Below are 14,490 nucleotides of genomic sequence, written 5' to 3' on the forward strand. Positions count from 1 at the left end.
AAGCGAAAATTTGGCGGATGCGAAGGCGGGCCTGAGGCGGGGTTTAGCGTGACGATCCGTAGGAGCGCGAGCGGAGTTGCTTGTCGATCGCCTGAAGCAGTTGGTCGGGGGTGAAGGGCTTGCACAGATGGGCGTCGGCTCCGGCGGCGAGCGAACGATTGATCTCCTCCTTCATCGCGTAGGCGGATTGCACGATGATCGGCAGATTGGGGAATCGTTCCCGAGCGAGCCGAGCGGCTTCGTATCCGTTCATCACCGGCATTTTCAAGTCGAGCACCAGGACGTCCACCGAATGGCGAGCGAGCAGGTCCAGGGTTTCCTGGCCGTCGGAGGCCCGGAGCAGCTTGATGCCGGTGGGAGCCAGCACGTGGCTGATGTACTCGAAGTTCGGGGTTTCGTCCTCCGCGATCAGCGCGGTGTAGCCCTCCAGATCGGGAGCCTTGTCGAATGGGTTGTCCGTCTCCGAGGTAGGTTGGGAAACGCCTTGCTCGGCGGGCGACCAATCGCAGGGAAGCTTGATGGTGAAGGTCGTGCCTTGCCCGATCTTGGAGCTAGCCGAAATGCGGCCTCCCATGAGCTCGGTCAGCTTCTGCGATATGGTGAGGCCTAGACCGGTGCCGCGGTAGAGCTTCTGGCGATCGTTTTCCACCTTGTGAAACCGCTTGAAGATATCGGCCAGCTGATTCTCGGGGATGCCGATCCCGGTGTCGCGTACCTCGAAGACCACTTGTGTCCGATTCGCTTCCTCGCAAGGTTCGAAGCGACAGCTAAGCGTGATGGAGCCGTCCTCGGTGAACTTGATGGCGTTGGTGAGCAGGTTGGAGAGGATTTGGCGAAGGCGCAGGGGATCGAGCATCACGCTGAAATTCGACCGGCTCGGGGCGTTGCGATCGTCGTATTCGAGGCTGAGCTGACTGTTGCTCTTGGTTTTGGCTGATGATCGGAAGAGCGAGTAGAGCTGATCGCACAGCTCTCGCAAATCGATGGGTTGGAGGTCGATTTCCGCCTCTCCTGCTTCGATGGTCGAAAGATCGAGAATGTCGTCGATCAGAGCGAGCAGGGTCTCGCTGCTCTGGTTCACGATCGCGATGAGGCGTTTCCTCTCTTCGGCGGGGAGCGACTCATTGTCGAAAAAGTGTAGAAAGCCCACGATGGCGTTCATCGGGGTGCGGATTTCGTGGGACATGTTGGCCAGAAACGCCGATTTGAGCCGGTCGCTGCGCTCGGCGGCGCTTTTGGCCACCTCCAGCTCCCGAGTGCGTTCGCGCACCGTGTCCTCCAGATGGTTCTGGTAGGCGAGGATCTGGTTGTACGCGGTTTCCAGTTTCTTGTTGGCCTTGTCCAATTCCCGAGTGCGCTCGGCTACTGCGATCTCCAGCTCGCGCCGGCTTCGCTTGATCTTCGAGATGCGCAGGTAGATCAGCAGGGTCGGGATAGCGACGAGAGATATCAGAGCGAGAGCGAGAAACCATCCCGTCTGCCAGAAGGGCGGCAGCACGCTTATGCTAAGCTGGGCTCCTTCCTGATTCCAGTACCCATCGGAATTGGAGGCGCGAACATGGAAGGTGTAGTCTCCCGGGAAAAGGTTGGTATAGGTGACGGAGCGGGCTTCCACCGGTGGGCTCCAATTTTGCTCGAAGCCTTCGAGACGGTAGCTGTAGCGGTTTTTGGAGGAGCGGTGGTAGCTGAGTCCGGCGAATTCGAAGGTGAGCGACTTTTGGTTGTGCCTGAGTCGAACTCGGTCGCTGTGGAGAACGCTTCGACGCAGGACGCCCGGACGGCTCGAATTCGGATCGATGGGCAAAGGCTGATTGAAGACCTGCAGACCGGTGATCGTCACTTTCGGTGGCGTAGTGTCTTCCACGATGCGGCTCGGATCGAAATGCACGATGCCCTGAAGCGTGCCAAAAAACAGCTCGCCATCGGGAGCCCGCTGAACGGAGCCGGTGAAAAACTCGTGCGACGCCAGACCGTCGGATTGGTCGAAGCTCGCCATTTCGCCGGAGTCTGGATCGAAGCGAGCCAAGCCTTGCCAGGTGCCCACCCAGAGCTGGCCGGAGTCGTCCTCCACGATGGATTCCACGCTGCGATTGGGAAGCCCGGCGGAGGTGCCGAAGACCTGGAAGCCATCCGTTTCCGGAAGGTAGCGGTTGAGCCCGTTTTCGGTACCGATCCAGACGCGGCCCCGACTGTCGATGGCGATGTCCTTGACCACGGCGTTCGAGAGGCTGTCGTTTCGACCATCGTCCGGTCGGTAGTTGCGAAAGACTTGCTTCTGCGTGTCGTACCGGGAAAGCCCGACCTGGGCGCCGATCCAGAGAAACTTCGTTTTAGGATCGTAGGCGATGGCGTTCGCCCAATCGCTGATCAGGGTGGTTTCAGGCCGGTAGGGATCCGATTTGAGATGCTGGAACGTCCCGGTGGCGATGTCCAGGTAGTCGATGCCGCCCCCGTGGGTGTTGATCCAAAGGTTCCCCTTTTCGTCCTCGGCGAAGTCGCGAATATCCTGGCTGGCGATGGAGTCGGGATTCTGCGGATCGGTAAGGTAGCGCTGGAAGCGGTCGCTTTCCGGCAGATAGCGAAAGAGACCGCCGCGAAAGGTTCCGACCCAGATCCAACCGCGCGAGTCCTCGAACAGCTTCAGGACGGGCTGGTCCGTGAAGGCGTCGGGATCCGACTCATCGCTCTGGTAGCGGCGAAAGGCAGCGCCGTCCTCTGGAAATACCTCCAGCCCGGATCGGGCGTCGCCGACCCAGAGCCTCCCTTGCCGGTCCTTCAGCGCGGCGCTGACCGGGGCGAAGGGCTTGGCCTGCGGGTTGCGCAGGTGGTGGGCGAAGTGCTGGAAGGGCTTCCTCGGGGCCGAATAGCGGGCGCCGTCGAACTGGCTGCCGATCCAGTAGGTGCCTTGAGGATCCTGGTAGAAGCGAGTAAGCCCGGCGTACGGGATGTCTCCGTTTCCCGAGTCCGAGCCGATGCGATGAATCAGCTGGCCTGCGTCGGAGTAGACGAGAACGCTCCCGCCGGTGACAGCGACCATCTTCCCATCGGCCAACTGGTCGATATCGGCTACGTAGTTGTCCCCCGTCAAAAAGGAGGTCATCTGCCTCAAGACGCCGTCGACGCTGTCCAGAATCGCCACTCCATGGCCGCTCGTCCCGACCCAGACACGGCGATCGTCGAGATAGTGGATGGCGTTTATGAAATCGTTTGTCAGGCCAGCTTTCTTGCCGAGCTCGTTTCGGAATCGCACCACCTCGTTCTTCTTTGGATCGAAGCGGATGATGCCCAAGTGATCGCCGACCCAGATTCGGTCCTTGGGGTCCAGATCGATCGATTTTATATAGCCGAACGGGGTGAGGTTGAGCTGAACGAACGTGTCCGCAGACGGATCGTAGCGGAAGAGGTAGCCGGACTCGGTAGGGGCGATCAGTCGGCCTTCGCTGTCCACTACGAACGCGTTCACCCGATTGCTCTTGGTTTTGTCAGGCCAGGCCTCGCCTTTGAGGTAGTTGCGAAACGACTCCGTTTCCGGCAGGTAGCGGCTGACGCCGTCGCTGGTGCCTATCCACATGCTGCCTTGGAGGTCGAAGGCTAGGGCGTGCGCTGAATCGTTCGCCAGGCTGTTCGGACGCGCGGGGTCGTTGCGGAACTCCTTGGCTCGAAAGCCGTCGTAGCGGTAGAGGCCTTGCTTGGTCGCGAACCACATGAAACCGAGCTCGTCCATGAGGATGTCCTGGATGTAGCTGAAGGCCACGCGGCCTTCGGAGCGCGAGCGCGAAAAGCGCAATTCGTCAAATTCGTCCGGGACGCCCGATTGCTCCGCGGGATGGGCTCCTAGATCGGTAGGAGGTGACTGCTGGGCGACCAAACTGCTGAGGGCCAGGGACGCGATCGCGATAGCTAACATTTTCTTGAGTGGGATTTAAGGGAATGCGCCGTAGCGGGAGGGAGGGCGGTAGCTTAGTATTGGCTGCATGCCGCGGATTTGTCAAAAACGCCGAAGCGTTTGCCTGACATTCTTGCCGCAGCCTTGGGACCTCGCCTGAAAGTGGCCCTTGGCCGGGCTTAAGGCTGGACCAAGCGGTCATGCTAGCTGTTGTAGTCAAGCCCATGAACTACAAGCTTAGGGCCTACCCGACCGGACACATCCAGACCAACGCTTTTCTGCTCTCCGATCCCTCCCGAGGGGAAGCGGTCCTGATCGACGCTCCCCATTTCGCGTGGGACGAGATTCAGACCGCGCTCAAGGAGGACGGCTGCGAGCTGAAGGCCCTGCTGCTGACCCATGGCCACTACGACCACATCGGAGACGCTGCCAAGATCGCGGAAAAAGGCGTCCCGCTCTACGGCCATCAAGCGGATCGCAAGATGTTCGAAACGCCCGAGATGATGCGTCCCTACGCCTATCCGGAGTCGATCGAGCTGGTCGGTTTTCAGATCGATCACTGGGTCAAGCAGGGAGACGTCCTGCAGATTCTAGGGCTCGATTGCGAGGTCAGGCACGTGCCTGGACATTGCCCGGGCAACGTCTTGTTCTATTTCGAATCGCTCGAACTGGCTTTCGTGGGAGACGCCTTGTTCGCTGGCAGCATAGGGCGTACGGACTTGCCGGGAGGGGATTTCAATGAGCTGGAACGCTCCATCCGAGAGCGTATCTATACCTTGCCAGAGGAGGTTACGGTGCTTCCAGGGCATGGGCCGAGCACCACGGTTGGCGAAGAAAAGAAGTACAACCCCTACGTCTCGGCGCAATAGGGCATTGCGTGATCGGCCAATATGCGTTCTATGTGAACGCGTTAGCCAAGATTCCTCAGCATGACCCAGTCGGAAAAAGAGACTTTTATGCGCGCCGCCTTGGCGGAGGCGCGACTAGGATGGGGCCGAACTCATCCGCAGGCGATGATCGGAACCGTCCTCGTGGAGGAGGGCAAGATCGTCGCCCGAGCTGCCGTGGAGCACCCGAGCTCCAGCGGTTTGGAAGGGCGACTGCTGGAAACCCTGGGCAGAAAACCCAAGCCTGACGCGGCCTTGTTTCTGACATTGGAGCCGGGTCCGTCCACCAACCGCTTGGAGTCCGGCGTGAAAACCATCATCGACGCCGGCATTCGCTACGTGGTCATCGGAGCCAGCGATCCAGTGCCGGACCACGCCAACAAAGGGGCCGACGCCCTGAAGGAGGGCGGCGTCAAGGTCGAGCGCCGCGTGCTCATCGACGAGTGCGAGGACCTGAACTTGATTTTCAATCACTGGGTGCGCGAGCGCATGCCCATCTTTGCCGCCAAGTCCGCCACCACCATCGACGGCAAGATCGCCTGCCGAAGCGGCGAATCGAAGTGGATCACTGGCGAGGAGGCTCGCCAAAACGTGATGCTGTGGCGCCGACTGTTTCCCTCCATCGCAGTGGGAGCGGGCACCTTGGTCGAGGATGACCCTCGCCTGACTAGTCGCATCGACGGCCAGGAGGAGTGGTGCGGCATGCGCTTCGTCTTCGACGGTCTCCTGCGCACCGCCATGGAACGCTACCTGCCGAGCATCTACACGGACGATTATCGAGACAATACCATCGTGGTCACCACCGACGCGGCCGGAACCGGCTATATCCGAAGATTGGAGACGGAGGGCGTGACGGTCTGGGTGCTGCCTGCCGAGAACATGCGCGTTCCGTTTTCCGTATTCAGAAAACGGTGTTTCGATGTCGGCATCACAGGCGTCTATTTCGAAGGAGGCAGCCGCTTGGTGAGCGAGCTGCTGCACATGCGAGAGCTCGACTACCATTTCAACTACCGGGCTCCCATCCTCCTAGGCGACGACAAGGCGAAGTCCGTCTATCGCGGCATCCGCGTGGAAAAGCTCTCCCAAGCCATCCGCCTCGACAAGGTGCGTCACGAGGTTTTCGGAAACGACCAACTGATGCGCGGCTTCGTCTCGTATCCAGCTCGCTTAGACGTCGATGAAACTGTATTTGGCCACGGGTAACCTTCACAAGATCGAGGAGCTGCAAGCTATGCTGGCCGCGGCGAACCTGGCTGTGGAGGTCCATACGCCGGCCGCGGTCGGGGGCATGCCGAATGTGGTGGAAGATCAGGATTCCTTCTCAGGCAACGCCCTTAAGAAGGCCCGCGCTCTGGCGGCCATGCTGCCCGCGGAGGATTGGGCGCTCGCCGATGACAGCGGGTTGGCGGTCGAGATCCTCAACGGGGCTCCCGGCGTCTACTCCGCTCGCTACGCAGGCGAAGGCGCCAGCGACCGCGACAACCTGGAGAAACTGCTGGAAATGCTCAAGGACGTCGAGGACGCCGATCGATCCGCAAGCTTTCGCTGCCACCTGGCTTTGGTCTCGCCCAGCGGCGAGGAGCAAGTGTTCGAAGGAGCGTGCCATGGCAGGATCATTAGCGCCCCGGCAGGCGAAGGCGGTTTCGGCTACGATCCCATTTTCGTACCCGACGGTTTCGACAAGACCTTCGCAGAAATCAGCTCCGCCGAAAAGCAGGCCCTCAGCCATCGTGGCAAGGCCATGCGCCAGCTCGTCGACTGGATCCGCTCGCGAGCTGGCTAGGGAGTTTTTCCGCTTTGTATCCACTTGATGAGGACGTATCCCTAGCGATCTGGGGTGGAATTTGTGAAGCGTTTTTGAAAGATAGGTAGTGCGCCTCCTTGGCGTCAGTAGAGGATTGATTTAGCCGTAGGTAGCATAAGCGTTCGCCCTTGGTCGTGCGGCGTTTCGCGTTTCCTAATCCAACTATGGCAGCCATGAATCTAACGATAAAAACGAAATTGATAGGCGGTTTTCTTCTCGTCGCCATCCTGGGACTGGTGATCGGTCTCGTCGGTCTGACCGGCCTGAAACGGTCTGAATCCACTCTCGCCCAAATCCGCGAGCAGGTCGTGGAGCGTGGGGCTTTTCTTGTGAAAGCCACAGACCTCGCTCGGTCCGCTCAGGTGAATTTTAAGATACAGGTTCAGGAGTGGAAAAACACTTTGCTGCGGGGCCAGGACAAAGCCCAGTTCGACAAGTATTGGGGCCGCTTTGGCGAAAGAGCGGAGCAGGTGCAGGAGAATCTCGCCGAGCTTTCGAAGCTGCTGGGAACGTACGGCGTGCCGAACGATAGGGTCGAGCAGGCGAAGCGTTCCCTGGCCGAACTCAACACCGCCTACGCCGACGCCATTTCCAAATACGCTCAAAACGATCCGGAGGCCCATTTGAAGGTCGACCGAATGGTGAAGGGCATCGACCGCGCCCCTACTGCCGATATCGACTCCATCGTCGCTATGGTGCAGGACTTCGAAGCCGCGAACGCGGAGGAGCAGGAGGCCGCCTATCACGCATCCGTAGAGAAGCTGACTTGGTTCACCAGCGCCGTCATGCTGGCTGGAGTCGCCGTCGCGGTAGGACTCGGCTTGTTCTTGGGCGGCTCGGTGAGCAGACAGATTTCCAGGATCGCCAAGGACTTGCGAGGTGGCTCCGAGGTGGTCGACACGGCCTCACGCGAAGTTTCGAACTACGGGCAGTCGCTTGCGGACTCCGCAAACCGCGAAGCAGCATCCATCCAGCAGGCCAGCGCCTCGCTGGAAGTCCTCGCGGAAAACACCCGCGAAAACGCCCAGGCGGCGACCTCGGCCACCGAGATTGCTAACCAGACCCGACAAGCCGTCAACGAAGGCAAGACGCAGATGAAGGAGATGGAACAGGCCATGAACGCCATTCGCGATTCCAGCGATGGCATTTCAAACATCCTGAAATCCATCGACGAGATCGCTTTCCAGACCAACATCCTCGCTCTAAACGCTGCGGTGGAAGCGGCCAGGGCCGGCGAGGCGGGCGCTGGTTTCGCCGTAGTGGCGGACGAGGTCCGCAATCTGGCTCAACGAAGCGCCAAGGCCGCTCAGGAGACCTCCACCCGCATCGAAGACTCCATCAACCGCAGCCGAGTCGGCGTGGAAATCAGCAGTCGCGTTTCCACCTCCTTGGACGAGATCCTGCAGAAAGCCAGCGAGCTCGACGACCTGGTGGCAAGCATCGCCCAGTCCGTAGAGCGCAGCAGCGAAGGCGTTGGCCAAGTCAATGCCGCCATTCGCGAGATCGAAAGCGGATACCAAGCCAATGCCGCCATCACTCAGGAGAGCGCTGCCGCCGCGCAGGAGCTGTCGCAGCAGGCGGAAGCCCTGAACCGATCAGTCAGCGAACTCACTGAAATGGTCGGAGGATCCAACGACAGGCTCGACCGCAAAACCAGTCGCTATCAAGCGACGCCTTCGCTGGGCCTCGCATCCAAGAGCAAGGCTTCGAAGCAGACGGACAAATTTACAGAGCGCTACGATACGGTCGAAGAGGATGTTAGCCTTTGGAACTAGAAAGGCGGACAGTTGCGAATAATTCGCGAAAACCGATGCCTCGACTGGAATTTCCTGAAATCTGATTAAACTGTAACGTATTAGACGCGATAAGTGTTTATGACCAAACGAAAAGTCAGGATAACACCTGAGAGTAGTTTGAGACTCAGTTAGACTTTCAATTTGCGAATTTGGACTGCGCGGAAACGCGCTAAGGTTCAGGATCAAGGCAACAATAAAGGGATAGCTGGCTTGGAGGGGGGCCTCCGAGCCAGCACTTTTTTTGTCCGGAGGTAGCGGTGTCGGGGAGTGAGCTGTGGCGCCGGCTAGAGGTCGGGCTCGAGATGCAGACGCAAAGAAGCCCACCCCGTCGCCAGGGTGGACTTTATGCAATTTCTTATCTCAGAGACGCTTAGAAGCTCTTGCTGAAGGAAACGCCTGCCCAGGCATTGTCGTCCTTGCCACCTTCGCCGAAGCGTCCGTCGTTGCCGCCTACGCGGGCGCCGATGGATGCGGTGGTGGTTTCATTGAACGAGTACACGAGGTCTGCAGTCGCGTTGTAGTAGTAGAACTCAGCGCCTTCGTCGAGGTCGGAATCAACCCAACCAGCAGCAGCTCCAAGCTCCAGAGCGGTCTTTTCAGCCACGTCGTAGGACTTGGATACGGAGCCTTCGAGTGTGAGGGCTTCGAGATCGAAGTCGTAGTAGACGTAGAAGCTAGGAGCCAAAGGCGCGTCCAAGCTCAGTCCGGTGTAGATTTCGAAGGTTTCGTCGTCCGCGTCCGGATAGTGGTACAGAGTCGCTCCGAAGTCAGCGGTCAAGGTGTCGTTGATAGCGTAGCCGTAACCTGCGTAGAAGTCGTACTCGCTGGCACCCTTGTCCTCGTCCTCGAGGGACTCGTTCATCCAAACGCCGAAGTAACCGTCGCCGTAAGCGCCTTCGATGCTTGCTTGGAAGCTTTCGCTGGCGATTTCGACACCACGGAACACGTACTCGGACTCGACTCCTGCAGAAGCGGTCCAAGTGAGCTCTTGAGCGTTTACGTTAACAGCTGCGAGCGAAACGCCTGCAGCGGATAGCGCTGTGATCAGTTTAGTTTTCATTTTCTAGTTTGTAGTTTGATAAGTTAGACTGGGTTGTTAAAGCCCGAGTCTTAGTTTCGAACCCCAGGGATAAGTTCCCTAGCGATGCGAAATTGAAGCTGGGAAAATGCCTTCCCATGGGCGCTTTGAAAGGAAAAAATGAAACGTATTCAGATTTTCCATAAGACGCGCCCCATTCCAGGCTGCCTGAGCACCGCCTTCCCGGCGTCCCAATTGGGGTCTTACCTAGGCTCAGGAGGCGTCCTTGCGCTTCAGCCAGGCTTCCAGCGACCAGTCGCCGAGCTGGTAGTGGGGCAGCATGAGGCACACCCCGAGCAGACAAAGGTTCTTTACGAAATTGCTGCGCTGCAGCGTATCCCAGATCCACTTGTTTTCCGGGTTCAAAGGGGAGGCTTCGGGACTCGCCATGGCTGGCGCGTGCACCAGGATGGATACGAACACCAGAAAGCTTCCCAAAAGAAACGCGGCCCATTTCAAGCGGTAGCCGAGCGCGATCATTGCCCCGCCTGCGAAAAGAACCAGTCCGGTAAATATGGATACAAGACGCGGCGCGGGAATCCACTGCGGCATCAGCTTCTGTATCAGCTCGTCGGAAAACAGGTGCTCGGCTCCCAGACCGAGAAAGATCAGGCAAAACAGCAAGCGGAAGCAGAGGTCCGAAACGTTCTTGGAAATCTGGATGCTCATTTTCCTGGACCCCATCGTTTCACTCCCGGCAAAGAGCAATAGAGCAGCTTGTGATAGAGAAACCGTGGTAGAATCCGTCGGAGGTAGTAGAAGAGGAAAGCGTCGATGGTGCCTGCCGCTCTTAGTGGCGGCCGCTTCTTCTGCGAGATTCGAAATATCCGCTGAGCGACGTCTTCCGAGGTCGCGAGGGCCCGTTTCATGATCGTCTCCACAAAGCGGGTCATGTTGCGGTAGTGCTGCTCGTATTCGGGCGATGCGAGCCCTTGCTCGCGCTTCTTCGAATAGAGCACCTTGGTGAAGGCCAGAGAGTTGATAAATCCCGGACGCACCAGCGTGACCTTGATCTTCCAGGGCTTCAGCTCGTACCAAAGCGACTCGCTGGCGCCCTCCAGAGCGAATTTCGAAGCGGAGTAGGACGCCATGGTGGGCATGGCCATCATGCCGCCGACCGAGGAAACGTTGATGATATGGCCGCTACGCCGCTGGCGCATGGAAGGCAGGCAACAGCGGATCAAGTGCATCGGGCCGAGATAGTTGACCTGCATCTGGCGCTGCTCGTCATCGATCGTCATGTCCTCCACGGTGGATCGATAGGAAATGCCCGCATTGTTGATCAGTAGATCGATCGGCCCGATAGAGTCATGTATCTCATCCACCAGGGTAGAAGCGCTTTTGTAGTCGGCGATATCCAAGGCCCGCACCGAGATGCGCTCGCTCCGGGTCGCAGGATCGTCGATCAGAGCCTTGTAGGAGCTCGGCAAGGCAGTTGCCACGACATGATAGCCCGGGCGGTCGAACAGCCGCATAAGCTCGTAGCCAATGCCCGAACTGCAGCCGGTGATCAGAGTAACCTTGGTGCGCTCCTTCATCCTCGCAAACACCGTAAAGCTTTGTCGCGAAACGTAAAGTGTTGGTGCCAATTTATTTGTTAGGCGGTTTCAAAGCGAAATGGAAAACTCTCAGCGCAAGGCCGGGCAGCTCGCGAACGCCTAAGGCGCCGTCGGCGCCCTGTCCTGTAGGTCCATGTATCAGAATTTAGGATACGAAAAACGTCGCTCAGGGAAGTGACGCGCGAACGGCGAAAACGTTCAAAAAAAATCGCTATCAAATAGCGCATAATGGTTGGTCGGTAGTCTTCGCTACGGGGTCTAGTAAAAGGGGTGTTAGAACCCTGTAACTTATCTATCAAACCGGGCTCCTTCCATTGATCATCGCAGAGAATGGACGATGTTGTACCGCCAGAGGACATCCAACATATGACATCGAAAAAAGCCATTGCCCAGTTATCGTTTCTTCTCGTCAGCGTCTTTGCTTCGAACGTCGTCCAAGCTCAAAGTTCGTTGCACTGTCTGATGGAAGGAAGCTGGCTGCCAGTGGCGGAGGTGAAGGGTCGCGAGCCGTATTGTTTCACCGGCGACAGTCTGGTGCGGGCCGATCAGGCCGAGGTGGCGATGCTGCCCGAGAAGAGCTTCGAGCAAGGCTACATCGAAGTGGAAGTCATCTCGAACAAGCGGGGCGGAATCCAGAACCGGGAAGCGGGCGTGCAGTTCGTGTCGTCGAACGGATGGTATGAACTGATCGCTCGACTGAAGCCCGATCGGGATCTCGACGATTGCTATCTAGTCTTGCGTTTCGACTCCTTCGGGGACGTTCGCTACTACGTGCAGGGCCTTGGAGATCTCAAGGAAGGGAAGGCGAAGCGCATCAATGTTTTCACGAAGGTCCAATACGAAATGCCGCAGCAGCTGCATCTCTACAGCGGGATGCTCGAAGTGCGCAGCTCCCTGGTGCCAAACGAATACTGCTACTCGGGCGGCGAACTGCTTTTCGCGTCCAAATAGCTGGCTGTGCGAAGGCGAAAAACGTCACGCCGATGTCAGTAGCTGTTTTCGTCCAGCTTCACCTTACCTCTGAAGATCCAGTATATGGATACGGTGTAGGCGATGACGATCGGCATGCCCAGCAGGGCGATGTTGGCCATGATCTTCAATGTTCCCTGCGAGCTGGAGGCGTTGTAGATGGTTAAGCTGTTTTCGGGGTTCGGCAAGGAGTGGATCATGTTTGGATACATGCCGATGCCAAACAGTCCCATCATGAGGATCATCGCGGCGCAGGATGAGATGAAGGCCCGGTTGTCACGGTTGCGATTGATTTCGCGAGGGATGTTCGCGATCGCCAGTATGGCCATGACCACTACGACGAAGAAAATCGGATTGTTGCGGATCGCTTCAGTCATCACCGGCACGTAGAGCAAGGTGGCGATGGTGAAGATCGCGTAGCCGATGATGAAGGCGATGATGGCCGGGTTGATGCGCGAACGCACGTAGCGCTGGTAGTCGCCATCGGTTTTCATCGCGAGGTAGATGCTGCCGTGCATGGCGAAAAGGGCCACGGTGGTAAGTCCGAGGAGAATGGCGTACGGATGCAGCATACCGAGGAAGCTCCCTGCGAACTCGCCTTGTTCATCGATCGGTACGCCCCAGGCGATGTTGCCCATGGCCACGCCGATGATAAAGCTGGAAAGCAGGCTGCCCATGGAAAAGCCCCAATCCCAGAGGCGCCGCCAGGTCTTGTTTTCCACTTTGCTGCGGAAGTCGATGGCTACGGCCCGAAAGATCAGACCGAACAGCAGCAGCATGAACGCGATGTAGAAGCCGGAAAAGGCGGTCGCGTAAACGTCGGGGAAGGCCGCGAAAAGCGCTCCGCCTCCCGTCACCAGCCAGACTTCGTTTCCGTCCCAAACCGGACCGATGGCATTGAGGTTGATGCGGCGTTCCTGGTCGTTTCGGGCGAGCAGGTGCAGGATGCCGACCCCGAGGTCGAACCCGTCCAGAATCGCGTATCCAGAAAACAGAACACCTACTAGAACAAACCAAAGCGTATTGAGATCCATGGCGCCTCTTATCGGTTGGAGGTTAGGATGCGGCGCTTGGAGCCGCCTTCGATGGTTACCTTGTCGTCCGGTCCGTGCTTGATCTTCATGTTCAGCAGAAAGACGAAAAGGGCGAATAAAAGAGCGTAGATGAGCGAGAATCCGATCAAAGAAAAGAGGACTTGGTTTGCCTCCACCGTTTTCGAGAGCCCGTCCGACGTGCGGAGGTGTCCGTAGACGATCCAGGGCTGGCGGCCGAGTTCGGCGGTGAACCAGCCCGCTTGGTTGGCGATCTGCGGACCGAGAGGAGCGACCACCAACAGCTTGAGCAGCCATGGGGTCGATTCCAGCGAGCCGCGCCACCATTTGAAGCAGGCGATGCCGGCGAGCGCGATCAAGGCGAATCCGATAGCGATCATGAGATGATAGCATTGGAAGACCCAGTTGGCCTTTGGTCGATCCTCCGGCTCCCAATTGGTGAGACCGGGCAGCTCCTGGCGAGTGTCGCCCGATAGCAGAAGGCCCACGCCTCCGGGAATCGATAGGCCGGTTGTCTTCTCGTTTTCCTCGTCCACCCAGCCGAAAAGATAAAGGTCGGCCGGGCCTTGGTCCCAATGCCCTTCCATGGCGGCGAGCTTGGCGGGCTGATGCTCGGCGACCACTTCCGCGCTGCTGTGTCCAGATATGAGCTGCAAGATGCTAGCCACCGCGGCCACGCTGAGCCCGATGCGCAAGCCCATGGGACTGGTGTTGGGATGACGTTTCTTGAGAATGTAGTAGGCGCTGACGCTGACCAGCAGCCAGGCCCCGGCCTGCCAGCAGCCGATGATGGTGTGGGACAGTCGGTCCATCGAAGACGGATTGAAGACCATGGCCCAGAAGTCCGTAATTTCCGCTCGCGCGTCTATGCCTTCGCCCACGATCTGGTAGCCCGCTGGCGTTTGCTGCCAAGAGTTCGCCACCACGATCCAGACGGCGCTGAAGTGGGCGCCGAAACAGACCATCAAGGTGGAGAAGTAGTGCAGCTTCGGTCCGACCTTGTCCCAGCCGAAAAGCAGGATGGCGAGAAAGCCGGATTCGAGAAAGAAGGCGAAAACCCCTTCAGCCGCCAGAGCGCTTCCAAACACGTCGCCCACGTAGCGCGAGTAGGTGGCCCAGTTGGTGCCGAACTCGAACTCCATCACGATGCCGGTCGCCACCCCGATGGCGAAGGTGAGGGCGAAGATGCGGGTCCAAAACTTCGCCATGCGGCGGTAGATCTCGTTGCGCGTCTTCAGATAGATGGTCTCGATAATGACGAGACACACGCCGAGTCCGATGCTGAGCGGCGGATAGATGTAGTGAAACGCGATCGTAAACGCGAATTGGATACGTGAGAGTATTTCGACGTCCATTTGGTGTAAAAAGGAGCGTTGTCAGTTCAATCGAAGGAGCTCTGCAGGATTTCCCCTTTGAGCAGCAATTCAACCATTGAGCCGGAAACGCGCAGACTATTAAG

The 14,490-nt window shown here is 58.4% G+C and carries 11 protein-coding genes; 5 read left to right on the plus strand and 6 right to left on the minus strand.

The genetic code is table 11. The annotated features are described in order from the left end of the window. Positions 1-43 precede the first annotated feature (43 nt). Positions 44-3,907, minus strand: coding sequence for a two-component regulator propeller domain-containing protein (locus tag QEH54_RS15860; protein WP_309019687.1), 3,864 nt, complete (start codon positions 3,905-3,907; stop codon positions 44-46). Positions 3,908-4,086: 179 nt separating this feature from the next. On the opposite strand from QEH54_RS15860, the gene QEH54_RS15865 reads away from it, so the two are divergent. The 4 genes from QEH54_RS15865 (at position 4,087) to QEH54_RS15880 (ending at position 8,352) form a co-directional block, all read left to right on the plus strand. Further along, positions 4,087-4,755: an MBL fold metallo-hydrolase gene (locus tag QEH54_RS15865; protein ID WP_309019688.1), complete on the plus strand. Its 669-nt coding sequence runs from the start codon at positions 4,087-4,089 to the stop codon at positions 4,753-4,755. A gap of 87 nt (positions 4,756-4,842) precedes the next feature. Beyond that, positions 4,843-5,976 (plus strand): bifunctional diaminohydroxyphosphoribosylaminopyrimidine deaminase/5-amino-6-(5-phosphoribosylamino)uracil reductase RibD, encoded by a 1,134-nt coding sequence (ribD, locus tag QEH54_RS15870; RefSeq protein ID WP_309019797.1) that lies wholly within the window; start codon positions 4,843-4,845, stop codon positions 5,974-5,976. Further along, the gene (gene rdgB / locus QEH54_RS15875; RefSeq protein WP_309019689.1) at positions 5,951-6,556 is read left to right on the plus strand and encodes an RdgB/HAM1 family non-canonical purine NTP pyrophosphatase; all 606 of its coding nucleotides are present in this window, start codon (positions 5,951-5,953) and stop codon (positions 6,554-6,556) included. Before ribD ends, rdgB begins: the two co-directional genes overlap by 26 nt. Positions 6,557-6,750: 194 nt before the next feature. Then, complete coding sequence (locus QEH54_RS15880; RefSeq protein ID WP_309019690.1) at positions 6,751-8,352, plus strand: methyl-accepting chemotaxis protein; 1,602 nt, start codon at positions 6,751-6,753, stop codon at positions 8,350-8,352. Between the two features lie 391 nt (positions 8,353-8,743). On the opposite strand, the gene QEH54_RS15885 is transcribed toward QEH54_RS15880, so the two are convergent. The 3 genes from QEH54_RS15885 to QEH54_RS15895 form a co-directional block, all read right to left on the minus strand. After that, positions 8,744-9,433, minus strand: coding sequence for a TorF family putative porin (locus tag QEH54_RS15885; protein WP_309019691.1), 690 nt, complete (start codon positions 9,431-9,433; stop codon positions 8,744-8,746). A gap of 231 nt (positions 9,434-9,664) precedes the next feature. Then, the gene (locus tag QEH54_RS15890; protein ID WP_309019692.1) at positions 9,665-10,120 is read right to left on the minus strand and encodes a DoxX family protein; all 456 of its coding nucleotides are present in this window, start codon (positions 10,118-10,120) and stop codon (positions 9,665-9,667) included. Further along, on the minus strand, positions 10,117-10,989 hold the full coding sequence (locus tag QEH54_RS15895; protein WP_309019693.1) for an SDR family oxidoreductase: 873 nt from the start codon (positions 10,987-10,989) through the stop codon (positions 10,117-10,119). Before QEH54_RS15895 ends, QEH54_RS15890 begins: the two co-directional genes overlap by 4 nt. Before the next feature lie 387 nt (positions 10,990-11,376). On the opposite strand from QEH54_RS15895, the gene QEH54_RS15900 reads away from it, so the two are divergent. Then, the gene (locus tag QEH54_RS15900) at positions 11,377-11,961 is read left to right on the plus strand and encodes a hypothetical protein (protein ID WP_309019694.1); all 585 of its coding nucleotides are present in this window, start codon (positions 11,377-11,379) and stop codon (positions 11,959-11,961) included. 35 nt (positions 11,962-11,996) lie between these two features. Here QEH54_RS15900 and cydB read toward each other — a convergent pair whose 3' ends face one another. Further along, on the minus strand, positions 11,997-13,013 hold the full coding sequence (gene cydB / locus QEH54_RS15905; protein ID WP_309019695.1) for a cytochrome d ubiquinol oxidase subunit II: 1,017 nt from the start codon (positions 13,011-13,013) through the stop codon (positions 11,997-11,999). A gap of 8 nt (positions 13,014-13,021) precedes the next feature. Next, positions 13,022-14,386 carry a cytochrome ubiquinol oxidase subunit I gene (locus QEH54_RS15910; protein ID WP_309019696.1) on the minus strand — a complete coding sequence of 455 codons (1,365 nt, stop codon included), beginning with the start codon at positions 14,384-14,386 and terminating at the stop codon, positions 13,022-13,024. Positions 14,387-14,490 lie beyond the last annotated feature (104 nt).

Source organism: Pelagicoccus sp. SDUM812003, from assembly GCF_031127815.1.
Lineage (GTDB): Bacteria > Verrucomicrobiota > Verrucomicrobiia > Opitutales > Opitutaceae > Pelagicoccus.